21 protein-coding genes are annotated in these 24,160 nt (G+C 61.7%); 11 read left to right on the top strand and 10 right to left on the bottom strand.

Features of this window, described 5'->3' with window-relative positions; all coding sequences use genetic code 11:
* The first annotated feature begins 85 nt into the window (after positions 1 to 85).
* The 4 genes from KSS91_RS10830 to KSS91_RS10845 all read left to right on the top strand — a co-directional run bounded on the left by KSS91_RS10830 (position 86) and on the right by KSS91_RS10845 (position 5,001).
* On the top strand, positions 86 to 754 hold the full coding sequence (locus KSS91_RS10830) for an ABC transporter ATP-binding protein (RefSeq protein WP_217837903.1): 669 nt from the start codon (positions 86 to 88) through the stop codon (positions 752 to 754).
* Between the two features lies 1 nt (position 755).
* Positions 756 to 3,233 carry an ABC transporter permease gene (locus KSS91_RS10835; RefSeq protein ID WP_217837904.1) on the top strand — a complete coding sequence of 826 codons (2,478 nt, stop codon included), beginning with the start codon at positions 756 to 758 and terminating at the stop codon, positions 3,231 to 3,233.
* On the top strand, positions 3,223 to 4,305 hold the full coding sequence (locus tag KSS91_RS10840) for a lipocalin-like domain-containing protein (protein ID WP_217837905.1): 1,083 nt from the start codon (positions 3,223 to 3,225) through the stop codon (positions 4,303 to 4,305). The genes KSS91_RS10835 and KSS91_RS10840 overlap by 11 nt, the downstream gene beginning before the upstream one ends.
* Positions 4,306 to 4,422: 117 nt before the next feature.
* The gene (locus tag KSS91_RS10845; RefSeq protein ID WP_217837906.1) at positions 4,423 to 5,001 is read left to right on the top strand and encodes a hypothetical protein; all 579 of its coding nucleotides are present in this window, start codon (positions 4,423 to 4,425) and stop codon (positions 4,999 to 5,001) included.
* A 903-nt stretch (positions 5,002 to 5,904) separates the two neighbouring features.
* Here the strand turns inward: KSS91_RS10845 and hglS are convergent.
* The 3 genes from hglS to KSS91_RS10860 all read right to left on the bottom strand — a co-directional run bounded on the left by hglS (position 5,905) and on the right by KSS91_RS10860 (position 9,889).
* A complete protein-coding gene (gene hglS, locus KSS91_RS10850; protein ID WP_217837907.1) occupies positions 5,905 to 7,335 on the bottom strand; it encodes a 2-oxoadipate dioxygenase/decarboxylase HglS in 1,431 nt (476 codons plus the stop codon).
* Between the two features lie 120 nt (positions 7,336 to 7,455).
* Positions 7,456 to 8,412: an alpha/beta fold hydrolase gene (locus KSS91_RS10855; protein ID WP_217837908.1), complete on the bottom strand. Its 957-nt coding sequence runs from the start codon at positions 8,410 to 8,412 to the stop codon at positions 7,456 to 7,458.
* Between the two features lie 22 nt (positions 8,413 to 8,434).
* Positions 8,435 to 9,889 (bottom strand): flavin-containing monooxygenase, encoded by a 1,455-nt coding sequence (locus KSS91_RS10860; protein WP_217837909.1) that lies wholly within the window; start codon positions 9,887 to 9,889, stop codon positions 8,435 to 8,437.
* Between the two features lie 199 nt (positions 9,890 to 10,088).
* Between KSS91_RS10860 and KSS91_RS10865 the strand changes: the two genes are divergently transcribed.
* Positions 10,089 to 11,162 carry a diguanylate cyclase gene (locus KSS91_RS10865; protein WP_217837910.1) on the top strand — a complete coding sequence of 358 codons (1,074 nt, stop codon included), beginning with the start codon at positions 10,089 to 10,091 and terminating at the stop codon, positions 11,160 to 11,162.
* A 183-nt stretch (positions 11,163 to 11,345) separates the two neighbouring features.
* Here KSS91_RS10865 and KSS91_RS10870 read toward each other — a convergent pair whose 3' ends face one another.
* The 3 genes from KSS91_RS10870 to KSS91_RS10880 form a co-directional block, all read right to left on the bottom strand.
* Positions 11,346 to 12,215 (bottom strand): isocitrate lyase/PEP mutase family protein, encoded by an 870-nt coding sequence (locus KSS91_RS10870; RefSeq protein ID WP_007975765.1) that lies wholly within the window; start codon positions 12,213 to 12,215, stop codon positions 11,346 to 11,348.
* 142 nt (positions 12,216 to 12,357) lie between these two features.
* The gene (astA, locus tag KSS91_RS10875) at positions 12,358 to 13,392 is read right to left on the bottom strand and encodes an arginine N-succinyltransferase (RefSeq protein WP_102702763.1); all 1,035 of its coding nucleotides are present in this window, start codon (positions 13,390 to 13,392) and stop codon (positions 12,358 to 12,360) included.
* Positions 13,393 to 13,447: 55 nt separating this feature from the next.
* The gene (locus KSS91_RS10880; protein WP_217837911.1) at positions 13,448 to 14,464 is read right to left on the bottom strand and encodes an arginine N-succinyltransferase; all 1,017 of its coding nucleotides are present in this window, start codon (positions 14,462 to 14,464) and stop codon (positions 13,448 to 13,450) included.
* A 730-nt stretch (positions 14,465 to 15,194) separates the two neighbouring features.
* On the opposite strand from KSS91_RS10880, the gene KSS91_RS10885 reads away from it, so the two are divergent.
* Entirely contained in the window at positions 15,195 to 15,767 is a 573-nt protein-coding gene (locus KSS91_RS10885; RefSeq protein ID WP_217837912.1) for a histidine phosphatase family protein, read from the top strand.
* Positions 15,767 to 16,522, top strand: a complete 756-nt coding sequence (cobF, locus tag KSS91_RS10890; RefSeq protein ID WP_217837913.1) for a precorrin-6A synthase (deacetylating) — start codon at positions 15,767 to 15,769, stop codon at positions 16,520 to 16,522. Before KSS91_RS10885 ends, cobF begins: the two co-directional genes overlap by 1 nt.
* A 116-nt stretch (positions 16,523 to 16,638) precedes the next feature.
* Here cobF and ftrA read toward each other — a convergent pair whose 3' ends face one another.
* Positions 16,639 to 17,613 carry a transcriptional regulator FtrA gene (ftrA, locus tag KSS91_RS10895; protein ID WP_217837914.1) on the bottom strand — a complete coding sequence of 325 codons (975 nt, stop codon included), beginning with the start codon at positions 17,611 to 17,613 and terminating at the stop codon, positions 16,639 to 16,641.
* 101 nt (positions 17,614 to 17,714) lie between these two features.
* Between ftrA and KSS91_RS10900 the strand changes: the two genes are divergently transcribed.
* Positions 17,715 to 18,149: a rhodanese-like domain-containing protein gene (locus KSS91_RS10900; RefSeq protein ID WP_217837915.1), complete on the top strand. Its 435-nt coding sequence runs from the start codon at positions 17,715 to 17,717 to the stop codon at positions 18,147 to 18,149.
* Between the two features lie 155 nt (positions 18,150 to 18,304).
* Here the strand turns inward: KSS91_RS10900 and KSS91_RS10905 are convergent, their stop codons facing one another.
* The gene (locus tag KSS91_RS10905; protein ID WP_217837916.1) at positions 18,305 to 18,946 is read right to left on the bottom strand and encodes a type 1 glutamine amidotransferase; all 642 of its coding nucleotides are present in this window, start codon (positions 18,944 to 18,946) and stop codon (positions 18,305 to 18,307) included.
* A gap of 330 nt (positions 18,947 to 19,276) precedes the next feature.
* Between KSS91_RS10905 and KSS91_RS10910 the strand changes: the two genes are divergently transcribed.
* The 3 genes from KSS91_RS10910 (at position 19,277) to KSS91_RS10920 (ending at position 22,280) form a co-directional block, all read left to right on the top strand.
* Complete coding sequence (locus KSS91_RS10910; RefSeq protein ID WP_217837917.1) at positions 19,277 to 20,056, top strand: ABC transporter substrate-binding protein; 780 nt, start codon at positions 19,277 to 19,279, stop codon at positions 20,054 to 20,056.
* 203 nt (positions 20,057 to 20,259) lie between these two features.
* Complete coding sequence (locus tag KSS91_RS10915; protein WP_217837918.1) at positions 20,260 to 21,372, top strand: succinylglutamate desuccinylase/aspartoacylase family protein; 1,113 nt, start codon at positions 20,260 to 20,262, stop codon at positions 21,370 to 21,372.
* 191 nt (positions 21,373 to 21,563) lie between these two features.
* Positions 21,564 to 22,280, top strand: a complete 717-nt coding sequence (locus KSS91_RS10920; protein ID WP_217837919.1) for an alpha/beta hydrolase — start codon at positions 21,564 to 21,566, stop codon at positions 22,278 to 22,280.
* A gap of 3 nt (positions 22,281 to 22,283) precedes the next feature.
* Here the strand turns inward: KSS91_RS10920 and KSS91_RS10925 are convergent, their stop codons facing one another.
* Both KSS91_RS10925 and KSS91_RS10930 read right to left on the bottom strand, forming a co-directional pair.
* Positions 22,284 to 22,850: a DcrB/PsbP domain-containing protein gene (locus tag KSS91_RS10925; protein ID WP_015095671.1), complete on the bottom strand. Its 567-nt coding sequence runs from the start codon at positions 22,848 to 22,850 to the stop codon at positions 22,284 to 22,286.
* A 185-nt stretch (positions 22,851 to 23,035) separates the two neighbouring features.
* Positions 23,036 to 23,842, bottom strand: coding sequence for a hypothetical protein (locus tag KSS91_RS10930; protein WP_217838384.1), 807 nt, complete (start codon positions 23,840 to 23,842; stop codon positions 23,036 to 23,038).
* Positions 23,843 to 24,160 lie beyond the last annotated feature (318 nt).

Below are 24,160 nucleotides of genomic sequence, written 5' to 3' on the forward strand. Positions count from 1 at the left end.
GGCACGGGCAGGGCGATCATCGGCAACGGACAAAAAACATTCAGGGCCGCTATCCTTGAGCCACGCATACCCAGCAGGTTGACCCATGCTTGAAGTCCATGGCGTTTTCAAAAGCTACGCCACACCGCAGGGGCCGCTGCCGGTGCTGCAAGGCGTCGACCTGACGCTCAGGCCCGGCAGCAGCCTGGCGCTGATGGGCGAGTCAGGCAGTGGCAAAAGCACCTTGCTGCACCTGATCGCCGGGCTGGACAAGGTCGACAGCGGCAGCATCCGCAGTGGCGGGCATCGCCTGGAACAGATGAATGAAGGGCAACTGGCGAACTGGCGCCGTACGGAAATCGGCCTGGTGTTTCAGCAATTCAACTTGATCGGCAGCCTGCGGGTCGAAGACAACCTGGCGATTCAGGCGCGTCTGGCCGGGCGTCATGACCCACGCTGGCAAGCCCATCTGGTGCGGCGCCTGGGCCTGGGCGAGCTGCTGCGGCGCTACCCGGAGCAACTGTCCGGCGGCCAGCAGCAACGGGTCGCGCTGGGCCGGGCGCTGGCGTCGCGCCCGCCATTGTTGTTGGCCGACGAACCCACCGGCAGCCTCGATGAAACCACCGGCGCCGAGGTGTTGCAGTTACTGCTGGAACTGCTCGACGACAGTCCCACCAGCCTGCTGATGGTCACCCACAGTCCCGGCGTGGCGGCGCGGCTGGCGGAAAAGGCCTTGCTGTGCGGTGGTCGCCTGGCCGCTGTGGGCGAGCGCTGACATGGGCATCTTTGGCCAGACCCTGCGCGCGCTGCTCAGCCACTGGCGCCAGCATCCGGTGCAGTTTTTCAGTGTGCTGACCGGGTTGTGGCTGGCCACTGGCCTGTTGACCGGCGTCCAGGCACTCAACAGCCAGGCCCGCGACAGCTATGCCCGCGCCAGTCAGTTGATTGGCGGCGAGCCTCAGGCCAGTCTCGGTGCTCCTGGTGGCGGCACCTTCGCGCAGCAATGGTTTGTCGATCTGCGCCGCGCGGGCTGGCCCGTGTCACCAGTGCTGCAAGGGCGGGTCACGCTCAAGGGGCATGAAGAACAGCGCCTGCAGTTGATGGGCATCGAGCCGGTGTCGCTGCCGGCGGGCGCGGCGGTGGCGGGGCAGGCCTTGGCGATTGAGCAGGTGGTCGGTTTTTTCAGCCCGCCGGGCAGTACCTGGATATCGTTGCAAACCTTGCAGGCACTGGGCTTGCGCGAAGGTGACCGGCCACTGAACCTGGCGGGCGTGGCACTGCCGCCGCTGCAGGTGCAGGTGCAGGCCGATATGGCGCCCGGTGTGCTGCTGGTGGACATCGGTTTTGCCCAGCAGATTCTCGGGATGCCGGATCAACTGTCGCGACTGCTGCTACCGAAGGATTTCACTGCGCCGCTGCCGCACGCCTTCCAGGGCCAACTGCAACTCAAGAGCGCTGGCGAAGAAAACAACCTCACACGCCTGACCGAAAGCTTTCACCTGAACCTTGCGGCCCTGGGGGTGCTGTCGTTCGTGGTTGGTCTGTTTATCGTGCATGCCGCCATCGGGCTGGCGCTGGAGCAACGTCGGGGTTTGCTGCGCACGCTGCGTGCCTGTGGGGTGAGTGCGCGCATGCTGATCGCCTGTCTCACCGTCGAATTGGGTGGATTGGCCCTGGTCGGCGGTGTGGCCGGGGTGGTCAGCGGCTACCTGCTGGCCGCCGTGCTGTTGCCGGATGTCGCCGCCAGCCTGCGTGGCTTGTATGGTGCCGAAGTGGCGGGGCAGTTGAACCTCGGCCTGTCATGGTGGTTCAGTGGTATCGGTCTGAGTCTGATCGGCGCGTTGCTGGCCGGTGTCAACAGTCTGCTGCGGGCGGCGCGTTTGCCATTGCTGGCGCTGGCCGACCCGCAGGCCTGGCATCAGGCCCATGCACGCTGGTTGCGACGTCAGGCTTGGGTGGCGGCAATGGCCGGGATGATCGCGCTGCTGGCGCTGATCTTCGGCGACAGCCTGGTCAGTGGCTTCGTGCTGATGGCGGCGCTGTTGATCGGCGCCGCACTGGCGTTGCCGGTGGTGCTCAGTTCGCTGCTCAGTCTCGCTTCACAACGCAGTCGCTCGGTACTGGGCCAATGGTTTGTCGCCGATTGCCGCCAGCAACTTCCGGCGTTGAGCCTGGCGTTGATGGCGCTGCTGTTGGCCATGGCCGCCAATATCGGTGCCGGCAGCATGACCGCAGGCTTTCGTCAGACCTTCAGCGACTGGCTCGAGCAACGGCTGACGGCCGAGCTTTACCTCAACCCACAGAACCCGGCCCAGGCCAGGGAGCTGCACAGCTGGCTCGACCAGCAGCCGCAACTGGCAGCGGTGCTGCCCAACTGGCAGGTGTCGATCCAGTTGCAGGGTTGGCCGACGGACCTGTCCGGGATCATCGACCACCCGACCTACCGCCAGCACTGGCCGTTGCTCGAAGCCCTGGGCGACAATCCTTGGGAACGACTGGCCAAGGACGATGCGGTGATGCTCAGCGAACAACTGGCCCGGCGCCTGCGCGTGCAACCGGGCGACCACCTGACGCTGCCGACTCCCACTGGCCCGTGGTCGCCACGGATCGTCGGGATCTACGCCGACTACGGCAATCCCAAGGGTCACATTCTGGTCAACATCCGACACCTGTTGCGCGGCTGGCCGCAACTGACACCGAACCGCTTCAACCTGCGCATCGAACCGGCGTCGATCCCGGCGTTCGTCACGGCGCTGCAGGCCCGTTTTACCCTGGACGACAGCCGCATCGTCGATCAGGCGCGGCTCAAGGGCTGGTCCACGCAAGTCTTCGAACGCACCTTCGCCGCCACCGCTGCGCTCAATAGCCTGACGTTGTGCGTGGCCGGCGTGGCGCTGTTCATCAGCCTGTTGACTCAAAGCCAGAGCCGTCTCGGGCAGTTGGCGCCGCTGTGGGCGCTGGGTGTGACGCGCCGGCATCTGATGTTGCTAAACCTCGGGCAAACCTGGTTGCTGGCCCTGCTGACCCTGGTGCTGGCGTTGCCGTTGGGCATCGCCCTGGCGTGGTGCCTGGACACGGTGATCAATGTGCAGGCCTTTGGCTGGCGCCTGCCGTTGCGGGTGTTTCCGTTGCAACTGTTGCAATTGATGGGCCTGGCGCTGGTGGCGACATTGCTGGCTTCGGCCTGGCCGTTGTTGCGTTTGTACCGCACGCAGCCGGCGGACTTGCTGCGCACCTTTACCCATGAAAATTAATCTCGGCGTCTTGCTCCTGGTGCTGCTGGCGCTGCTGTTGAATGGCTGCGATCAACCGGCGCCGGTAGAAAAAGGTTTTGCCGGGCTGGGCAACCAGGCCGCTGCGTTTACCAAGGTGGTGCCCGGTCGGGTGTTCAGCTTCCCGGCGGATCACGGCCCCCACGATGGCTTTCGCATCGAATGGTGGTACATCACCGCCAATCTGAAGGACGCTCAGGGGCATGAGTTCGGCGCGCAATGGACGCTGTTCCGCAGTGCCTTGAAAGCTATCCCCGAGATAGCCGGCTGGCAGAACCAGACGATCTGGCTCGGTCACGCGGCGGTGACGTCGGCGACGGTGCATCACGCGGCTGAGCGCTATGCCCGTGGCGGCGTCGGTCAGGCCGGTGTCAGCGTTGCACCGTTCAATGCATGGATCGACGACTGGCAGTTGAGCAGCCAGGCGACAGCCGACGATCCGTTGGCCGACCTGCTGCTCAGCGCCCGCGACAAGCGTTTCAGCTACAGGCTGCGGTTGACCTCGACAGGTCCGCTGGTGCTGCAAGGGGACAAGGGGTTCAGCCAGAAGTCCGAACAGGGTCAGGCCTCTTATTACTACAGTCAGCCGTTTTTCCAGGCCAGCGGCGCCCTGGAAATCGACGGCCAGACCTTTCAGGTCAGTGGCCCGGCCTGGCTCGACCGTGAGTGGAGCAGCCAGCCCCTGACGGCCAACCAGAGCGGTTGGGACTGGTTCTCCCTGCACCTGGACAGCGGCGAGCAGGTGATGCTGTATCGCATGCGGCAAAAGGACGGCGAGCCTTACCTCACTGGCACCTGGATCGACGCCCGGGGGCAGACACAGTTGCTGCACGCCAGCGACATCAGCCTCACACCGCAAGACAGGGCCAGCGTGGCCGGGCGCGAGATGCCCGTGCGCTGGTCGATCAAAATCCCCTCCAGACACCTCGATATCACCATCAGCGCGCTCAATCCTCAGGCGTGGATGGACTTGCGCATACCGTACTGGGAAGGCCCGGTGCGCCTCAGTGGCAGTCATGCAGGGAACGGCTATCTGGAAATGACCGGGTATTAGAAAATCAGCGGCCTGCTGCGACCACTCGCTGAACAGCGTCTATGCTCATCGCACACATGGCATTGCGCTTTGCGTCAACGCCGTCTGTTGTCATTCATCACAGGGAAAGTTCTGCCTATGAAACGCCACGCACTGACCAAAGCCATCACCCTCGCAACCTTGCTGTCTGCCGCCAGTTTCGGTGCGGTTGCCGCCGAACTCCCGTTGTCTGAAGTTGTAGTGGTCGATCAGGTCGCCACCCAAGTCGTTTCGGTCGATACCGCAAACCGTATCGTGGTCCTCAAAGGCCCGCAGGGTAATGAATTCCCTGTGCAACTGACCGAAAAGGCGAAAAACCTCGACAACCTCAAGGCCGGCGACACGGTTGACATCAGGGTGACCAGCGCCGTTGCCGCCTTCCTCGACACCGATGTCGACAAAGGCTTGCCGGGCACTGCCGAAGCCACTGGCGAAGTGCGCGCAGCACCCGGTAGCGACAACCCCGGCGGCGAAGCTTACCGTCAGGTGAAAGTGCAGCTGAAAATCACCCACATCGACCTGAAAAAACACCAGGTGACTTTTGAAAACCCGGAAGGCAAGTCCAAGACGGTTGACGTCAAGCGACCTGAAGTCCAGGCCAAACTCAAGGACTTGAAAGTCGGACAAAGCGTAAACGTGGTTTACACCGACATATTGACGGTGACCAGCAAGCATTGAGATTGAGTTATATGGGCTGATTGTTTTTGTAAAAGTCTTGTACAGGAATAATCAGCTCATAGCGTTTAACTGGCGCGTTTAAAGCGCTGTGCAGCCTCGTATTCAAGTCGACATTTCCTTAAACATTGTGTCGATAAATTTCATCTTTGCAGTGCGGACATATTGATTCTCATCTACTAAAATGCTTTCCGTTCGCCCAGTGTACGGCTCTTTACCAGTGCATGGATTGCCGAGGCCATCGCACTGGGCGAACACTTTATTGGTTGTATTGAAAGTTTCGGATATAAAAAAAAACGGGCGACCTGCGGGTCGCCCGTTTTTGTTTGGAGTTTCAGCGTGGGCATGGTCCCTTGTGGGAGCTGGCTTGCCAGCGATGGTCGTTAACGATTACGCGTTTGGGCTGGATGAACGCGGTCCCCTGTAGGAGCTGGCTTGCCAGCGATGGTCGTTAACGATAACGCGGGCGATCTGGATAAACGCGGTGCACTGGAGTCCATCGCCAGCAAGCTGGCTCCTACAGTTTCAGTTTCAGCGTAGGCGCGGTCCCTTGTGGGAGCTGGCTTGCCTGCGATGGTCGTTAACGATAACGCGTTTGGACTGGATGAACGCGGCGTACTTGAGTCCATCGCCAGCAGGCTGGCTCCTACAGTTTCAGCGTAGGCGCGGTCCCTTGTGGGAGCTGGCTTGCCAGCGATGGTCGTTAACGATTACGCGTTTGGACTGGATGAACGCGGCGCACTGGAGTCCATCGCCAGCAGGCTGGCTCCTACAGTTTCAGCGTGGGCACGGTCCTTTGTGGGAGCTGGCTTGCCTGCGATGGTCGTCAACGATAACGCGTTTGGACTGGATGAACGCGGCGCATTGGAGTCCATCGCCAGCAAGCTGGCTCCTACAGGTATTGCGTTATCGGTGTTGCCCGGGATTGCGTGAAGAGCCTTTTTCATCGGCTGGAACAACATCGGCCAACGCCGCGAAACACTGTTCGATCGAACGCCGCTGGCTCTCGGCATACAACGCCAACTCATCGATCGTCGAACGCCCAAGGGCCTTTTCGAACGCCTGCTGATTGGAGTGCACGCCGTGACGGGTTTGCGCCGCGTCCCCCAGGTTTGACTGAAAAATCCCCGCCGCGCTGACCGGCAGGAAGTCTTCGTACACCAACGGTTCAACTCGCAGGTAACCGCTGCCGAGCAGGTCTTCCAGGGCGGCATTTTTCAGGTTGCCCGCCGCCAGGCCTTTTTCCGTCACAAAGTAGCGGAAGTAAGCCAGGCCCTGTTGGCGCATGCCTTCCCAGGTGTCGGGAAACTCGCTGAAATGCTGCGCCATCAGGGCGTTATAGCGCGCGGCGTTGGCTTCGTTAGGGAAGTCCTTGAGTTCGTCCCGCGCGGCATTGAGCAAGCGGTCGTACAGTGCGCGGCCTTTTGGCGTGAGGGCGGCTCCGCGCTGTTCGATCTCGCCGAAACGGGCACTGTGGCTGCCGCGAGCTTCGTTCTGATCGGTGAAGGCAATCGGCTCGTCGAGGGCCTTGAAACTGGTCTGGCGCAGCAGGATCGGACACTGGCGGCGGGGCGGACCTTCGATCACCGCTTTGGGGGTAATGCCGTGGGCGGGCATTTGCGCCTGGACGATGTCGATGTCCAGGGTCCGTGGCGTCAGGTGGTTGATGTGCGGGCCCTTGAACGCCACCACGTCGGCGATCAGCCGATGCTGGGCGCTGAGCTTCTGATACTGCTCGGCGGTGACGGTGGCGCTGTGGTGCCAGCGGAAGGTTTCCAGGGCCTGTTCGACGAATTCCAGGGCTTGCGGTTCGGTCAGGCCACCCTCGGATTCGGCACGCTCGATGAGCGTGAGGGCTTGGGCGGTGAAGATCGAGCGCCGGTCGAGCATCGACTGGGCGAACGCTCGCAGTTCCAGGTCTTCGATCAACTCCAGGCGCAGCAGCGAAGTGAATACCCGGAACGGACTGATCTGCAAGGACGCTTCATGCACTGCGCGAAACGCCGTGGAATGCACCGGTACGCCGGCCGGTGTCAGGTCGTAGTAACCCACCGGTTGCATACCCATCACCGCAAACAGGCGGGCGAGGGTCGCCAGCTCATCGGCCGTACCGACGCGGATCGCCCCATGGCGCTCCAGGTCCAGGCGCTCGATTTCGCCGGTGCTGGTGAGCTGTTGCAGGATCTGCGGATCGCTTTGCAGCACGTGACGATTAGTCTGCTCCACCAGTTCCATCAACGCGCCGTACAACGGCACTTCCTCGCGGTACATGTCGGACATCGCTTTGGAGAAGCGTTGGCGGATCAGGTCAGGGCTGACGAAGTTCGGGTGGTTCATGAACAGGATTCCTGGCGCGGTGACGTAAAGGATGGTCAAAAGATCGCAGCCTTGAACGACGCCGACAAACGAAGTTTCTGACGAACTTCATTCTGCAAACGACTGCAAACGACTACAAACCTAGTGGAGCCGTTGATCCTGTGGACTCTCCGAGCGCAGTGATGCCAAAAAATCCCGATACAGGCGCGCCGAACCGGAGGGCGCTTCCACCATGGGCATGTGCCCGATGGCGTCCCAGATATGCACGCGCAGGTCGGCGATGCCCTTGCTCCAGACCGCCACGCTGCTGACGTCGATCAGCCGGTCCTTGCGCCCCCACAGCAACAGCGCCGGGACGGTGATGTCGGGCAGGCGGGGCTCCATCGGCGGGCTGGCGCGGAAATCGCGGAAGATTTCTTCCAGCTCCTCGCGGGACTGTTCATAGCGCTGGGCCACGGCATCGAGCACGAGCTTCGGCACCCAGGGCGGGGACGCCATGGTCATGGCGTAGAAACGCCGGAATTCTTCCCGCGAATGAATCAGAAACGGGTTGTGGCCCTTGGCCAAATGCCGCTCCAGGTCACTGGGCTCGGGCGAGGTGACCCCGGCCGGGTCGATCAGGGCCAGGGACACAATGCGCTCCGGGTAATTGGCCGCGAGCCATGCCGCCATGTAGCCACCCATGGAGTTGCCAATGACATGGACTTTCTCGACACCGCACACATCCAGCAGCTGGATCATGCGCTTGGCCTGCAGCGGGATGTCGTAGCCGCCGCCGGCCTTGAAGCCGGTTTCGCCATGGCCGGCGATGTCCGGGATGATCACCCGGTGGCTGCCGACAAAGTGCCGGGCGAAACGCAGCCAGAGGTTCTTGTCGGCGCTGAAACCATGGAGCATCAGCACACTGCTGGTGGCCTCGTACGGCCCGCCTTGCCAGGTCGAGACGGTCATCTCGGGGATGGGCACGACGATTTTATGCAGCCGGTACAGCTTGGCCTCGGCCGCCATGCTCAAGTCATAGAGCCAGTAGCCGATGGCCGGGTAGGTCAGCCAGCTCCAGGCGACGAACACTGCGAGAACCACGAACAACAAAAGCATCACGCGTCTCCCTTCTATCTGCTCAGGACAAAATGTGATCGGCGGGTTTCAGTGCTCGGGTCAAGCGATGAAAGCTGAAACTGAACCCCGGAAACATCGCAATCACATGACCGCTCTTGCTTTGATACCAACTGTGGCAACCACCGGACTTCCACACGGTACGTTCCATTTCCCGGTGGATCATTTCAGTGTAGGTACGTTCCGCCTCATGGCGAACTTCGATGCTGCGTAAACCTTGAGCCTGCAAGGTGCGAATGCAGTCGAGGATGTAATTCATCTGCGATTCGATGATGAACAGCGCCGAGGTGTGGCCGATCCCGGTGTTCGGCCCGGTGACGATAAACAGGTTGGGAAAGTCGGGCAGGGCGGTGCCGAGGTAGGCCCGAGGGTATTGCGCCCAGACCTCCTTGAGGCGGGTGCCGTTTTTTCCCGTGACCGGGTAGGAAATCACCCCGTCGGTGGCGTCGTAACCGGTGGACCAGACGATCAGGTCCAGGTCGATGTGCTGGCCATCCAGGGTGACGATGCCGGTTTCGTCGATGGCGGCGATGCCTTGCTCGCGGCTATGCAGCGTCACGTTGCGCCGCGCCAGTGCCGGGTACAGCGTGCTGGACAGGATCACCCGTTTGCAGCCGATGGTGTAGTCCGGCGTCAGTTGACGCCGCAGTTCGGCGTCCGGCACTTGGCGTTTGAGAAAGCGCAGGGCCTGGCGCTGGACCATGTGTATCGCCGGCTTCGAATACTTGAAGGCAATCACCCGGGTTTCGAACTGCCAGTAGATCCCCCAGCGCAGCAGTTTGTAGGCCGGCTTGAGTCCCAGCAGCCAGCGCTGGAAACGGCCAAAGCTGCGGTCAGCCCGGGGCAACACCCAGTGGGGCGTGCGCTGGAACACATGCAAGTGCCCGACATCCGGGGCAATGGCCGGAATCACCTGGGCCGCACTGGCGCCGCTGCCGACGATGGCCACGCGTTTTTGCCGATAGTCGTAGCCGTGATCCCAGTTGTTGGTGTGAAACGTTTTACCTTGAAAACGCTCCTGTCCCTCGAAGCGCGGCACCACCGGTTGGCTCAGCGGCCCGGTCGCGTTGATCAGGAACTGCGCGCAATACGTGCCCTTGCCGGCGGTGTAGACGGTCCAGCGCTTGCTGGTGTCGTCCCATTCGATGCGTTCGACATTCGCGTCCAGTTCCACCTTGTCGCGCAGGCCGAAGTGTTCCACCACGTGGCGGGTGTAGCGATGCAGCTCGGCCTGTTCGGCGAACATCTGCGTCCAGCGATAGGGCGCGAAAGACAACGAATACAGCGGCGAAGGCACGTCGACGGCCGCGCCGGGGTAGGTGTTCTGGCACCAGGTGCCGCCGAAGAAATCCCGCCGCTCCAGCAGGCGAAAATCGTCGATGCCGGCCTTGAGCAAATTGATTGCTGCACATTGGCCGCCAAACCCGCTGCCGATGATCAATACTTGAAAGGTCTGCAATGGGCCTCCTCTTATGGTCATTGATCAACCCCTTCTTTCATGTATAGCCGTTTCTGGGGTGAGGCTTTTGCTTTTATGCGAGGGTGATGTCGCGATATTCAGCCCGCCAGCCGGTGATGGCTATTTAATCTCGCCCTGATAGACTCCAGCGCACAGGCACAGGCTGTTATCGCATTTCGTCGAGTGGCACAGAGGCCTTATGGAAAAAGCGGGAGGAAAGGCGTTCTCATTGGCCAGGAGGCTCTATACATCGCGAATCCTGGGGTTGGCCCTGGGATTGGTGTGCGTGAGCGCGGCGATGTATCCACTCGATCCGGCGCCCTGGGTATGGGGTTTCATGTGGTTCAATGGCCTGGTCTGGCCGCACGTGGCTTACCAATGGGCGCGTCGGGCGAAAAGGCCTTATCACGCCGAACACCGCAATCTGCTGATCGATGCCTTTCTCGGCGGCTTCTGGATTGCCGCGATGCATTTCAACCCACTGCCCAGCGCGACCACCATTTCCATGATGGCCATGAACAACGTGGCCATCGGTGGCATGCGCTTCCTGTTGGCCGGGACGGCCGCGCAAGTGCTGGGCATCGGTGTCGGTTTGCAGATTTTCGCCCCGGCGTTCATTCCAGCGACCAGCCCGCTGCAGCTCTATGCCTGTTTGCCCTTGCTGTGTCTGTATCCGTTGGCGCTGGGCTGGATCTGCTTCCGCCAGGCCCATACCCTCGGCCGTCAGAAGCGTGAACTGCTGGCTCTGAGCCGCACCGACAGCCTGACGGGGCTGTTCAACCATGGCACCTGGAAGGACCAGCTGGAAGTCGAGTTCCAGCGCTGCAAACGCCAGCAAAAAGGCGGGGCGATTGCCCTGATCGACATCGACCATTTCAAGGCCATCAACGACACCTACGGCCATGTTGCCGGTGACATCGTCCTGCGTCAGTTGAGCAAAATGCTCAGGCAGAACCTGCGAGCGACCGATGTGGCCGGGCGCTACGGCGGTGACGAGTTCTGCGTGATCCTTCCGGACCTGCCCCTGAACCGCGCCGCCATGGTCATGGATGCCCTGCGTGATCGCTTCGCCACCTTGGGCTACGAGCAGAGTCCGGCGCTGAAAGTCAGCCTGAGCATTGGCCTGGCGTCATTCGACCCGACGCATACCGATGCCACGCTTTGGCTCAACGACGCCGATCATGCGCTGTACGAAGCCAAGACCACCGGGCGTAACCGCGTGATCTGTTGCGGCAATGGCAAACCCCATCGCGAACTGCTCGACTCGGCGTGACCTGTGGGAGCGGGCTTGCCCGCGAAGGCGGAGTGTCAGGCGGCATGGATGTTGGCTGTGATGGCCTCTTCGCGAGCAGGCTCGCTCCCACAAATGATCACTGGTGGATGCAAATGATGTGTTCACCGCAGATCCACTGTGGGAGCGAGCCTGCTCGCGAAGGCGGTGTATCGGGTTAAACCGTCATTCCTTCACGCTCATGAACTCTTCCGCGTAGCGGATATATTCCTCAGGTTGCGTGTAGGTGTGAGTCAGTTCGGTCGCGCTCAGGTCCGACGTCTGGGTGAGGATCTGGCGCTGTTCGCGCAGGCTGTCGTAGGTCGCCTTGATCGCGGCGAAGTAGGCGCCATGGCCGTCGATGGTCACGCGCACACCCAGTTCGGCCAGGCGCTTGTCGTCGCGCAGCAGCGGGTTGCCGTAGGTCACCAGCATCAGCGGCACGCTCAGGTGCTCGGCGATCTGCTCCAGATGGTCGAAGTCCTTGACGCCCACCATGCAGATCCCGTCGGCCCCGGCTTGCTGGTATTGCCGGGTGCGGCTGATGATTTCCTGCACCGGCAGAATCCCGGCGTGGGTGCGGGCGATGATCGCCATTTCCTTATCGCAGCGCGCTTCCAGTGCCGCGCGGATCTTGCCGACGCCTTCGGCGACCGTGATCAGGTCGGTGGATTTGCGGCCGAACTGCGCGGGTAGCAGGGTGTCTTCGATGGTCAGCGCGGCGACGCCGGCCCGCTCGAGCTCGACGATGGTGCGCATGACGTTGAGCGCATTGCCGTAGCCGTGGTCGGCATCGGCAATCACCGGCAACTGGGCAACGCGGCCGATGCGGGTGGCCTGTTCAGCGAACTCGCTGAGGGTGATCAGGGCAAAGTCAGGGGCGCCCAGCACCTGCAGCGAGGCGACTGAGCCACCCAGGATCCCGACTTCGAAGCCCAGGTCGGCGGCGATGCGCGCCGACATCGGGTCGAACACCGAGGCCGTGTGGTAGCAGGTGTTGGAGGCGAACAGTTGGCGAAAATTGCGGCGCAAATCTTGATGGGAAAGCCTGGACATATGAGTTCCACCAATGGAATGGAAGGGCTTGAGCAAAAGTGTCAACGCCGAAGAGATAAAAGGCTATCACGCGCGCAGGGGCAGAATGATGACGAATTTGCCGGGTAAGCCAGATTGACGCCTGAGACAGGAAGCTGATAGGTCACGCCGCTGCGGCCTGGTGCCGCTGGTTGAGCAGCGGCACGGCGCGCACCGAGTCGCCGGGCTGCAGCTGCAAGCGCTTGGCGGTCAGGCGATCGACCACCAGGCTGTTGCCCGCCAGTCGGGCCGGGACGCAGGTAATGCGGCAGTTTTCCAGGCGCCGATTGTGAATCAGCCAGAGCGGATCGTTAGCGTCCGGCGAGCCGATGGCCAGTTGCAGCGGTCGACTGTCGCACACGGTGCGGATCCCGGAAACCGGGGCCTCGATGACCGGTCCGCCGTCGAAGATATCGATATGGCCGTTGTGGGCAAAACCTTCGGCGCTGAGGATTTTCAGGGCCGGCTCGGTGTTCGGGTGGGCCTTGCCGATCACCGCCTGGGCCTGTTCGGTGAGCAGGCAGGTGTACAGCGGCTGGCGTGGCATGAGTTCGGCGATGAACGATTTGTTGCCCAGCCCGGACAAGTGGTCGGCATGGCTGAAATCCATCTTGAAAAAATGCCGGCCGAGGCTGTCCCAGAACGGTGAGCCGCCTCGTTCGTCGGTACTGCCGCGTAATTCGGCGATCAGCCGGTTGCCGAACAGCTGCGTAAACTCGGCCACGAACAACAAACGCCCGAGCGAAAGCAAACGGCCGTTGCTTCCCTGGCGTTGATCCGGGCGCAGGTACAACGAGCAGACTTCCGATTGCCCGGTCAATTCGTTGCTCAGGAACAGGGTCGGGATCTGGCGCTGGATACCCAGGTCCGCGCAAGCATTGACCGTCAGCCCGACCCGGTAGTTGTACCAGGGCTCGCGCAGACCGATTCCACCCGTCAGGGCGCTGACGCCCACCACCTGCTGCTCGTCGTCCTCGAGCACGAACAGGTAATCGGCATCGGCCCGATCGACCTGCCCGGCGAAGGTACGTTGGGCCCAGCGGATCCGGTAGGCCAGGCGTTCTTCGTCGGCCGGCAGGCTGGTGAGTCCGGGGCTGGCCTGGCGCACCAGCGTGAACAAGGCGGGCAGGTCGGTGATCTGGACCGGTCGGACAATCATGCGGCTGTTCCTTGTTCATGGTTGTTCGGGCGTTGGCGTTGACCCAGGCGGGCACTCACAGGGCGATCAGCCTGACCGGGCTGCCTTCGGTGACCTTCAACGCCGTGCACATGGCCGTGTCCAGCGTGACGGGTTGCCCGGCGATGTAATCGAGATCGGCGACGATGGCCCGATAATCCGTCAAGGACTCGTTGCTCACCAGATAGCTGCCCCGGGCATCAATCACCGGGCCAGGCTGCGTGAGGCCGCACTGGCTGTGGGTGATCGACCGAATGCCCGAGGTGCGCGCATAGAGCGTCGGGCCGCCATCGAACAGATCGATGTAGCTGTTGGTTTCGAAACCTTCACGCTCGAGGATATCGAAGGCCTCCTGGCCATCGGGGTGGATGCTGCCGATGCAGTCCTGTGCCGCTTTGGGCAGCATGGGCACGTAAATCGGATACTGCGGCATCAGTTCGGCGAGAAAGGTGCGGCTTTGCAGGCCGCAAAGCCGTTCGGCCTCGACGTAGGGCAGGTCGAAGAAATGCTTGCCCACCGCATCCCAGAATGGCGAGTGCCCTTCCTCACTGCTGTAGCCAACGATTTCGGTGATCACCGTTGCGGAAAAACGCCGGGGGTGGGCCGCGATGAACAACAGGCGCGCCCGCGACAGCAGTTCGGAATGGGCGGTGCGTACCCGTGCGGCATCGATATGGAAGCCGCGCAGCAAGGTGTGGCCACTGAGGTCGTGACACAACGACAAGGCCGGTACACCGTGCTCGATGTTCAGTTCCCGCGAGGCGCTGGTGAAGTGCCGGTTGCGCAGGCTGTAGAACGGCTCGCCGTACCCCGCCGTGGCGAGGATTTCCGAACAGCCGACCAGGTGCTGCGTCGTCGGGTCTTCGAGGACAAAGAAATAGTTTTCCGGGCCATGACCCTCGACGTCTTTCTCGAACGAGGCACAGGAATCGAGAATTTTTTCGCGCAACCGTTCGCTATCGTCGGGCAGGGATGTGACGCCCACCAGGCTTTCACGAGCCAGCTTCTGCAACCTTGGCAGGTCGGCCAACTCGACTGGACGCAAGACCAGCATGGAGACACTCCTGTATCAAACGATCCGGCGGTTTGAGCCGAACCTGACTATCACTGTCGGTTTTTCCACACATTTATTCGGTGGACATCTGATCGTTGTCAGGCGCCACTTTTTTCTTGTCAGATGCTTCCTTGGATTGCCTGCATTAAACGAGGAACGGACGGTTCGGCCGCTGGTGTTGCCGGGCCTGGCACATTGATAGGGTGTTGGAGAAAGGGCATCCGGGCTCCTGCTGGATGAGCGTGGCACATGTTTTAACAGTCCGTTGAAAAGAGTATTTAATTATCGCGTGCTGCCTGTCTAGTTAATTTTCGCATGGTCCGACCGTGCCCGAAAAAGGGGCGAAGTGCTAGCAGCAAGGGGCTACGCCGATGTCGCAAAGTCTTGTAGGCAATTGCCTTGGTTGCAGTCAGCGATAACAGAAAGTCTGCCGGGAAATGCCTGACGGAGCCCGCGTCAAACAGGAAAATTAAACGCCCCCAAGGCCTAATGCCAGTCAGTTAAGCGTTTGATCACCGCAAACCTTGTGGGAGCGAGCTTGCTCGCGATGACGGCTGGACAGTCAAACAAGGGGTGCCTGACAGTCTGCCATCGCGAGCAAGCTCGCTCCCACAATGTCCGGGGCTTAACTGATCGGCATTACCCCCAAGGCCTGCTCGCTTGCGGCACAATTGCACGATGGCGCTCCCCCTGACGCCGTTGTTCCTTTCCATCCCTGGAGTGATTGCTGGTGCAGGCGACCCGTTTAACCCTGATTTGTCACGCTCGAACCGTCGCACAGAAACTGGCGCGTTTTCCATTGGACGAACCTCTGGAGATGGATTGGCAAGCGCTCAGGCTTTCGCGTTGCAATCAGTTCAAGGGCGTTCCACGCCTTGTCTGCGGTCCGGAACTGCGCACCCGGCAAACCGCTGAGCTTTTCAGCAGCGCACCGGAAGTTGTCGATGCACTGAAAGATTGCGACTTCGGGCGTTGGGGTGGTGAGCGCATCGGCGCTCTGCAAAAAAACGACCCCGGGGCGCTCGAGCATTGGCTGGAAGATCCGGCTTCGGCCCCCCACGGTGGCGAGTCGCTGGTGCAATTGGGCGAACGGGTGGGTGCGTGGTTGACCGCGTTGCAGTCGACGCCGGGGCACATCGTTGCCATTACCCATCCCTTTGTCATTCGCGCCGCGCTGACGCACGTGTTACAGGGCGCATCGTCCAGCCTGATCGACGTCGAACCCCTGTCGGCGGTGGAGCTGAGGTTCCATGGCCGCTGGCGGTTGCGCTTGCCGAGCACCGACCCCGAGGACCTGCTGTGATGAAAAGACTCCTGATCATCGGCATCGGCGCCGGCAATCCCGACTACATCACGATGCAAGCGGTGAAGGCGCTGAATCAGGTCGATGTTTTTTTCCTCATGGACAAGGGGGAGAGCAAAGACAAGCTCATCGACTTGCGGCGCGAAATCTGCGAACGCTACATCACCGACCACGCTTACCGTTTTGTCCAGGCCCACAGCCCCGAGCGCGAGCGCGGTGAGGTGGACTACAGGAGCAGTGTCGACGACTTGAACCTGGCCAAACAACAGACCTTCGAACGGCTGATCAATGAAGAACTGTCCGACGACCAGTGTGGTGGTTTCCTGGTGTGGGGCGACCCCGCGCTGTACGACAGCACAATCCGTATCCTTCAGGCGATTCAGGCCTCGGGCGCCTGTGAATTCGAGTTCGAGGTGATCCCCGGCATTACCAGCGTCCAGGCCCTGGCGGCACAGCACAAGGTGGCGCTGAACCAGATTGGCCGCTCAGTTGAAATCACCACGGGCCGGCGGTTGGCGGCAGGGCAGGTGAGCGATGCCGACAGCCTGGTGGTGATGCTCGATGCTCAGGATGCCTACCATCAGGTGGCGGATCAGGACACCGAGATTTACTGGGGGGCCTATCTGGGGACGCCGGATGAAATCCTGATCAGTGGCAAGCTCAAGGATGTGGCGGATGAAATCGAACGGGTGCGCAAGGCGGCGCGGCTGGCCAATGGCTGGATCATGGATACCTATTTGTTGCGCAAGCCTTGAGAGTTGGCTAACCCGGTCTGGCCCCTTCGCGAGCAAGCCCGCTCCCACAGGGATGGTGTGAACAACACAAAACCTGTGGGAGCGGGCTTGCCCGCGAAGAGGCCCTTGAAAGCACCTCAAAAACCAGCACTGCCCCCACGCCCAAACCGCTCCCGATACACCGATGGCGGCACGCCAACCACGGTTCGGAAGGCCACCCGGAAGCTTTCCACCGAGCGATAACCGCAACGTTCGGCAATCTGCTCGGTGTTCTGGTCGCTGCTTTCCAGCAGTTCGCGGGCGCGTCCCAGACGTTGCTGCTGCAACCAGGTTTTCGGTGACTGGCCGCTGGCTTCGGTGAAGCGGCGCAGGAAGGTGCGTTCGCTCATGGCGGCTTCGCTGGCCAGGTCGCGCACTTCCAGCGGTTCGTGCAAGCGCTCACGTGCCCACTGCATGACGCGGGAGAGATCACTGCGCGGTGTAGGACTGACCGGCGTCGGAATGAATTGCGCCTGGCCACCGCTGCGTTGCGGCGACATGACCAGGCGGCGGGCCACGGAATTGGCCACTTGCGTGCCGAAGTCCCGGGCCACCAGATGCAGGCAGGCGTCGATGCCTGCCGCGCTGCCGGCGGAGGTGATCAATTGGCCGGAATCGACATACAGCACGTCCGGGTCCACCAGGATGCCGGGAAACCGCTCGGCCAGTTCCGAGGTGTAGCGCCAGTGCGTGGTCGCACCGTGCCCGTCGAGCAACCCGGTGGCGGCGAGGACGAACACCCCAGAGCAGATCGACAGTAACCGTGCGCCACGCGCATGGGCCTGGCGCAGGGCGTCGATGAGCTCTGCGGGGACCGCGGCGCTGCGGTCGCGCCAGCCGGGAATGATGATGGTGCGGGCATCGGCGAGCAATTCCATGCCGCCGTCGGCCAGGACCTGGATGCCACCCATGGCACGCATCGGGCCTTGATCGACGGCGACGATACGATGTTCGTACCACGGGAAATCGAACTCAGGGCGTGGCAGGCCGAAGATCTCCACGGCGATGCCGAACTCGAATGTGCAGAGGCCGTCGTAGGCCAGAATCGCGACCATTGCCGGGTTGGGATGCATTTGGCGGAAAATTCCCGATCGGTGTCTTGTGCGCCACTTTAGCCGCAAATGCCGGGCGGATAAAGTCTCCTCACACCCACCGCCTCTTTGGAGTACAGCCCATGACCAGTCTGGTTCGCGAAATTCCCGCCGCCCCATCGGCCATCGCCCTGATGCATTTCAGCAACCGTCTGACGTTCGAAACCGATTGTTCCGACGTCTACGGCAGCCAGCAGGCTGGCGAAGTCGATTTCATTCTGGTGGATGTGCGCGGCCCGCTGGCGTTCGAGCGCGGGCATGTACCGGGAGCGATCAACATTCCCGGGCGCTTGTTGACCGCCAAAGGTTTGGCCGGTTATCCGAAAAACACGTTGTTCGTGGTCTATTGCGCCGGGCCTCACTGCAACGGCGCCAACAAGGCGGCGGTGAAGCTGGCGGCCCTGGGTTATCCGGTCAAGGAGATGATCGGCGGCGTGACCGGGTGGCTGGATGAAGGGTTTGAGTTGAGTGCCACCGAGCAGCGGCCGGCCCGTAAAGTGATCGGTTGCGAATGCTGATACCCAAACACCAATGATCATTGTGGCGAGGGGGCTTGCCCCCGTTGGAGTGCGAAGCGCTCCCAAAACTCTCGACTATTAGTGAGATTCTGGGGGGTGCTGCGCAACCCAACGGGGGCAAGCCCCCTCGCCACAGGAATGTGCTTTGATCTGGATCAGCGACAGGCAGCGGCCGCCCACCACTCATCCAGCGTCGCCTGCAACCACGCCATCACCTCGGCATAGGCCGCACCGTCCTGCACCCCCCGTGGCAATGGCGACTCATCGCCAAAATGCGCATTGAGCGTGGCCACCGACTCGGCGTTCCACTCCGGATGAAACTGCAACCCCAGCCGCGCCGGCCCGGCGCGGTACATCTGCTGCACACAGTGCTCGCTGCTGGCCAACAACTGCGCGCCAGGCGGCAGGTCGATGGCGTCTTCGTGCCACTCGAGTACCTTCAGCGCTTGCCCATCGATAAAGCTCACCGTGGTCCATCCGGTTTCGCTGCGGTCCATGCGCCGTACATTGCCGCCCAGACTCAACGCCAGCAACTGAGCCCCCAGGCATATGGCGAACACGGCCCCACCCAGATCCAGACTGCCTTTGAGCCATTGCCGTTCGGCCGCAAGCCAGGTCGGGCCGGCGTTGGATTCATAAGGCCCGCCCAGCAGGATCACCGGATCGGCGCTGACGGGCGGCAACTGCCCCAGGTCGGCGCGAAACACCTTCAGCGTCAGCCCTCGGGACTCGGCCCAAAAGGCGATGGCCCCCGGGCCTTCGGCGGGGTGGTGCTGGATCAGGTTCAACGTGGGCATCGCGCTACTCTCGATGGGACTCAAGGGCGCTCAATGTGCCGTAAAACACCCGGTATCGCCAGCCGGCCCGTTGCGTCTGATGGCGTCGAAAAGCCTGTAGGTCTGGTCTGCAAATGCGATCTGTCCGACAGACGTTGCGCCTTCATGGCGCGTTCACCGCAATGACTCGATCACGGTGCCACTTTTTTATAAGTTTTTGTCGTCCTGGCGTAATTTGCCCTCCTGTAGCCGCTCTAGACTGCCGGCCACTTCGGTTTCCGCTTACAAAACGAGGACCGAATGCTGCCAATCGAAGCTGCCAATAAAAGCCTCCGTACACAGGAGTTATAAATGAAGAAGCTAGTGATGTTCGGTGCCCTGGCACTGTCGATGTTGTCCCTGACCGCCGTGGCTGACGATGCCAAGCCGATCCGTATCGGCATCGAAGCCGGCTACCCGCCATTCTCGATGAAAACCCCTGACGGCAAACTCACCGGTTTCGACGTGGACATCGGCGACGCCCTGTGCGAGCAGATGAAGGTCAAGTGCACCTGGGTCGAGCAAGAGTTCGACGGCCTGATCCCTGCGCTGAAGGTCAAGAAAATCGACGCCATCCTGTCGTCCATGACCATCACTGACGACCGCAAGAAGAACGTCGATTTCACCATCAAGTACTACCACACCCCGGCGCGCTTCGTGATGAAGGAAGGCAGCGACGTCAAGGACCCGCTGACCGAACTCAAGGGCAAGAAAGTCGGTGTTCTGCGTGCCAGTACCCACGACCGCTTCGCCACTGAAGTGCTGCAACCGGCGGGGATTGTCCTGGTGCGCTACGGCTCCCAGCAGGAAGCCAACCTGGACATGGTCTCCGGCCGCGTTGACGCGCTGCTGGCCGACTCGGTCAACCTGGACGACGGTTTCCTGAAAACCGACGCCGGCAAGGGTTTTGTCTTCGTTGGTCCTGAGTACAACGATCCGAAATACTTCGGTGGCGGCGCCGGCATTGCCGTGCGCAAGGGCGATACCGCCCTGGCCGAGCAGTTCAACAAAGCCATCACCGAGATCCGCGCCAACGGCAAGTACAAGCAAGTGCAGGACAAGTACTTCAAGTTTGACGTTTACGGCGAGTAATCCAGCCGTTCGAGAAAGTGGCAGCCGTTGACGCGGCTGCCATTTTTTTTGTGCAATCATTTTCAGCACAAAGATCCCTGTGGGAGCGAGCCTGCTCGCGAAGGCGCCGGTACATTCAACATCCATGTTGGCTGGCTTGACGCATTCGCGAGCAGGCTCGCTCCCACAGGTGATTTCACCGTGCAGACATCAGGAGTCCGTCCATGCAACGCATCGATCACAAACTTCCCTGGAGCCACCTGGGCACTGAGCGCACCCTCAGCGTGTTTCGTTATGGCGCGGGGCCGCGCAAGGTGTACATCCAGGCCAGCCTGCATGCCGACGAATTGCCGGGCATGCGCACGGCCTGGGAGTTGAAGACGCGCCTGACCGAACTTGAGCAACAGGGACAGTTGAACGGTGTGATCGAACTGGTGCCGGTGGCCAATCCCATTGGCCTGGACCAGCACCTGCAAGGCAGCCACATGGGGCGTTTCGAGCTGGGCAGCGGCAAGAACTTCAACCGCTCGTTCGTCGAACTCAGCGCGCCGGTGGCCGAGCGGGTCGGTGATCGCTTCGGCAGCGATGCCCAGGCCAACATCGCGTTGATTCGCCAGACCATGGGCCAGGTGCTCGACGACTTGCCGGCAGCGACATCACAGTTGGAAGCCATGCACCGCCTGTTGCTGCGCCATGCCTGCGACGCCGACATCACCCTCGACCTGCATTGCGATTTCGAAGCGGCGATCCACATTTATGCGTTGCCGCAGCACTGGCCACAATGGCGATCCCTGGCGGCGCGCTTGCAAGCTGGCGTGGCGCTGTTGTGTGAGGACTCCGGCGGCAGCTCGTTCGACGAGTCCTGTTCTTCGCCCTGGTTACGCCTGGCCCGGGCATTCCCGGCGGCGGCGATTCCCCCGGCCAACCTGGCGACCACGCTGGAGTTGGGCAGCATGGGGGACACTCGGGTCGACCAGGCCCGGGCCAATTGCGAGGCCATTCTCGGCTTCCTCGCCGAGCAGGGTTTCATCTCCGGCACCTGGCCGGCGGCACCGGCCGACTGTTGTGAAGGCATGCCGTTCGAAGGCACCCAATACCTGTTCGCACCGCATCACGGCGTGGTCAGTTTCCTGCGTGAAGCCGGGGAATGGGTGGAGAAGGGCGATGCGCTGTTCGAGGTGGTTGACCCGTTGAACGACAAGGTCACCACCGTGCAGGCCGGCACCAGTGGCGTGCTGTTCGCCATCGATCGTGGGCGCTACACCCAACCTGGTACCTGGCAGGCTAAAGTCGCCGGGCGCGAACCGATTCGGGTGGGGAAGCTGATCAACGACTGAGCCGAAGATTTTTGCAGGCTGCTCGGGCCTCTTCGCGGGCAAGCCCGCTCCCACAGGTTTTGTGAACGCCACAGGTCCAGTGTGGGAGCGGGCTTGCTCGCGAAGGCGGCATCAGCCACACCCGAGATGTTCCTGCCTACTGCACAGTGTTAGGCTCTTGCGCGAATCCTGCATTCCGTGAAGGAAGACCCATGTTGAAGATTCTCGCGCTGCTCACGCTGTTGGCATCCACTGCCGTCCACGCCCAAACCCCGCTGCAAACCGACCTGCCACTCAAGTACCTGGCGCAGGCCACTACCGATTCGAACCCTCAACCCCTGGTGATTTTCCTACACGGTTACGGCAGTAACGAGCAGGACCTGTTCGGCATCAAGGACAACTTGCCCGCGTCCTACACCTACCTGTCGGTACGGGCACCTTTGGTGATGGAGGCGGGCAGCTATCAGTGGTTCCGCAAGAAGGGCGAAGGGGCCTATAACGGCGACACCGATGATTTGCAGTCCAGCGGCCAGTTGTTGCTGGACTTCGTCGCACAGGCCGCGAAGAAATATCACACCGAGCCCGAGAAGGTGTTCCTGGTCGGTTTCAGCCAGGGCGCGATCATGTCTTACGAAGTGGGCTTGCGGCATCCCGAAGCGCTCGGCGGGATCGCTGCGTTGAGCGGGCGGATTCTGCCGGTGCTCAAGTCCGAGCTCAAACCGGATGAAAAGCGTCAGTCGCTGGCGATTTTCATTGGTCATGGCGAGCAGGACAAACGTCTTCCCTACAGCGACGGCACTGAAGCCAACAGCCTGTTGCAGAGCGTGTCACTCGACCCCGAGTTTCACGGCTACCCTGGTGTCGGCCACAGCATCAGCACCGAAGAGATCCAGGACTTGAGCGCCTGGTTGCAGCGTCTTAACCCCTGAGCCTTATTTTCCGCTGACGATCTGTTTGATCAGGGTTTCATGGGCCGCCATGTCGCCGGGGCGGGAAATCACCTGGATCACCGCCATACGGGTGCCGGAGGCGGCCATCAGTGTGGTGGTGAGGGTCATGCCACCGCCTTGCGTGGCAGTGCCGTCGATCTGGCGCAGGCCCAGCCCGGATTTCTGGGTCAGGGTTTTCTCGCTGAGCTTGTTGTAGTCGGGCAGGGATTTGTGTTGCGCCGCATCGAAGTCGGCCACGGTACCGTCGAGGAAGCCGCCGTCGTTGTCCTTGACGCTGATACCGTTGGGCAGGGTGTTTTCAGCGGCGATCACCACGGTCTTGGTGGTTTCATTGCTGTACAGGGTGCCGCTGGCACCGTCCGGGCTGGCCGGCAGCGGGTTGGCGATGAAACCCTTGGGCAGGTTGAAGGTGAACTTGCTGCCGAGCATCGAGACTTTCCGGGCTGGCGCATCGCTGGAAGTGGCCTTGGCGGCCTGCGCATTCAAAGCCCCCAGGCCGGTAGCGGCTGCCAGCAGCAGGACAAGGGCTTTTTTACTCAACAAAAACATCGGAATCTCCAGGGATGGGCGCGCGGTGGGGCGTGATCATCCCATGGAGGTTGTGCTGCATTCCAGAGTGCTCTACCGAGCGGTCACTTGCGGTGAGGTCGCTTTCCTGTGGCGAGGGGGCTTGTCGGAACGCCGCACCGTCCCTCTAGGCCGCGAGCGGCCCCCTGCATTCTTTCAGACGTACCTCATCGAACGTGTTTCGGTGCTTTGACGGTTCCTCCAGCGCCCGTCGTCGGGCCAACCGGCCGCGCCAGCAAGCGTTTGGTCACCCCCAGCATGGCCACCGACACCGCGACGCCCAGGACAAAAGCGTTCATCCCCATCGACGGCAGGGCCAGGGCCAATACCAGGCAAAACGCGGCGAACGAGTACATGCCGGTGGCCGTGGCGCGCAACAGCGCGGCGGTAAAGGCCGGGCCACGGGTTTGCTGGGAGAACACCGCCATCACGCTGCCCAATACCGGGAACACCGCCAGCAGGCCGCTCCAGCGGTCGCCGACGGTGCTGGCCAGCAGCGTCACGACCAAGGTGAGCAATGCACCGGCCACCATGCGCAGCACAAGCTTGTCGGATTTCGGCCCCGGGCCACTGAGCACCGGTTGCACGGCGGGGAACAGATAAGGCGCGGCGAGCAGCGCGGTCGCGGCGGCGCACAGCGAGAACACCAGGGATCCCGGGATCAGCGACAGGGCAACCGCCACCAGCGTCCAGACCACCAGCGAGATCATCAACGCCAGGGGCCATCCGGCCCGTTGTGCGACCTGGGCGTAGGTCACGCAAAACGCAATCATCGCGAACATGGCTGACAGCGCCGCCGTGGCCGATTGCGCAGCGAACGCCTGGCCTTGCTCAAGGGCAAGGAACAACAGGATCGGTCCGACCACCACCGGCAATCCCGACAACCATCCGGCCACGCTCGGTCCCCAGCGTTTGCCAGCCAGGGAAATCAGCAGCAGGAAGCCTGGGATTACCAGCAGTTTGAGGATCAACACGCGCATGTCTCCGACCTCTGTGAGGTGGCTACGGTAACATTGCATCGGCTAGATTGCTTTATCTGTGTGCGGATTTTGTATACATGCAGGCTTCGTAATTTGTACGAAAGGATCTTTTGCGCCTACGTTTCCTGGGCATCTGCGAGGAGGCCAACCTGCCATGAACCACCGCTGCGCCATGGTCTGTGGCTGCTTGTAATGTTGAGCTGCCAGGCTTCCAGGGCAGCAGATGCTGGGCATGGCTGCGTAGACTTTGCTTTGTGGTGATCAGTGGGGGCGGACAGTGGGTTGATTCTGCAGTTTTTGGGGTGACTCGTC

The sequence above is a fragment of the Pseudomonas azerbaijanorientalis genome (assembly GCF_019139795.1).
GTDB classification, from domain to species: Bacteria; Pseudomonadota; Gammaproteobacteria; order Pseudomonadales; family Pseudomonadaceae; genus Aquipseudomonas; species Aquipseudomonas laurylsulfatiphila.

What these genes read in the sequence shown, in the direction of transcription:
- KSS91_RS10830 (WP_217837903.1), top strand. Translation starts at nt 86, where the DNA reads ATGCTTGAAGTCCATGGCGTTTTCAAAAGCTACGCCACACCGCAGGGG.
- KSS91_RS10835 (WP_217837904.1), top strand. Translation starts at nt 756, where the DNA reads ATGGGCATCTTTGGCCAGACCCTGCGCGCGCTGCTCAGCCACTGGCGC.
- KSS91_RS10840 (WP_217837905.1), top strand. Translation starts at nt 3,223, where the DNA reads ATGAAAATTAATCTCGGCGTCTTGCTCCTGGTGCTGCTGGCGCTGCTG.
- KSS91_RS10845 (WP_217837906.1), top strand. Translation starts at nt 4,423, where the DNA reads ATGAAACGCCACGCACTGACCAAAGCCATCACCCTCGCAACCTTGCTG.
- hglS (WP_217837907.1), bottom strand. Translation starts at nt 7,335, where the DNA reads ATGAACCACCCGAACTTCGTCAGCCCTGACCTGATCCGCCAACGCTTC.
- KSS91_RS10855 (WP_217837908.1), bottom strand. Translation starts at nt 8,412, where the DNA reads ATGCTTTTGTTGTTCGTGGTTCTCGCAGTGTTCGTCGCCTGGAGCTGG.
- KSS91_RS10865 (WP_217837910.1), top strand. Translation starts at nt 10,089, where the DNA reads ATGGAAAAAGCGGGAGGAAAGGCGTTCTCATTGGCCAGGAGGCTCTAT.
- KSS91_RS10870 (WP_007975765.1), bottom strand. Translation starts at nt 12,215, where the DNA reads ATGTCCAGGCTTTCCCATCAAGATTTGCGCCGCAATTTTCGCCAACTG.
- astA (WP_102702763.1), bottom strand. Translation starts at nt 13,392, where the DNA reads ATGATTGTCCGACCGGTCCAGATCACCGACCTGCCCGCCTTGTTCACG.
- KSS91_RS10880 (WP_217837911.1), bottom strand. Translation starts at nt 14,464, where the DNA reads ATGCTGGTCTTGCGTCCAGTCGAGTTGGCCGACCTGCCAAGGTTGCAG.
- cobF (WP_217837913.1), top strand. Translation starts at nt 15,767, where the DNA reads ATGAAAAGACTCCTGATCATCGGCATCGGCGCCGGCAATCCCGACTAC.
- ftrA (WP_217837914.1), bottom strand. Translation starts at nt 17,613, where the DNA reads ATGCATCCCAACCCGGCAATGGTCGCGATTCTGGCCTACGACGGCCTC.
- KSS91_RS10900 (WP_217837915.1), top strand. Translation starts at nt 17,715, where the DNA reads ATGACCAGTCTGGTTCGCGAAATTCCCGCCGCCCCATCGGCCATCGCC.
- KSS91_RS10905 (WP_217837916.1), bottom strand. Translation starts at nt 18,946, where the DNA reads ATGCCCACGTTGAACCTGATCCAGCACCACCCCGCCGAAGGCCCGGGG.
- KSS91_RS10910 (WP_217837917.1), top strand. Translation starts at nt 19,277, where the DNA reads ATGAAGAAGCTAGTGATGTTCGGTGCCCTGGCACTGTCGATGTTGTCC.
- KSS91_RS10915 (WP_217837918.1), top strand. Translation starts at nt 20,260, where the DNA reads ATGCAACGCATCGATCACAAACTTCCCTGGAGCCACCTGGGCACTGAG.
- KSS91_RS10920 (WP_217837919.1), top strand. Translation starts at nt 21,564, where the DNA reads ATGTTGAAGATTCTCGCGCTGCTCACGCTGTTGGCATCCACTGCCGTC.
- KSS91_RS10925 (WP_015095671.1), bottom strand. Translation starts at nt 22,850, where the DNA reads ATGTTTTTGTTGAGTAAAAAAGCCCTTGTCCTGCTGCTGGCAGCCGCT.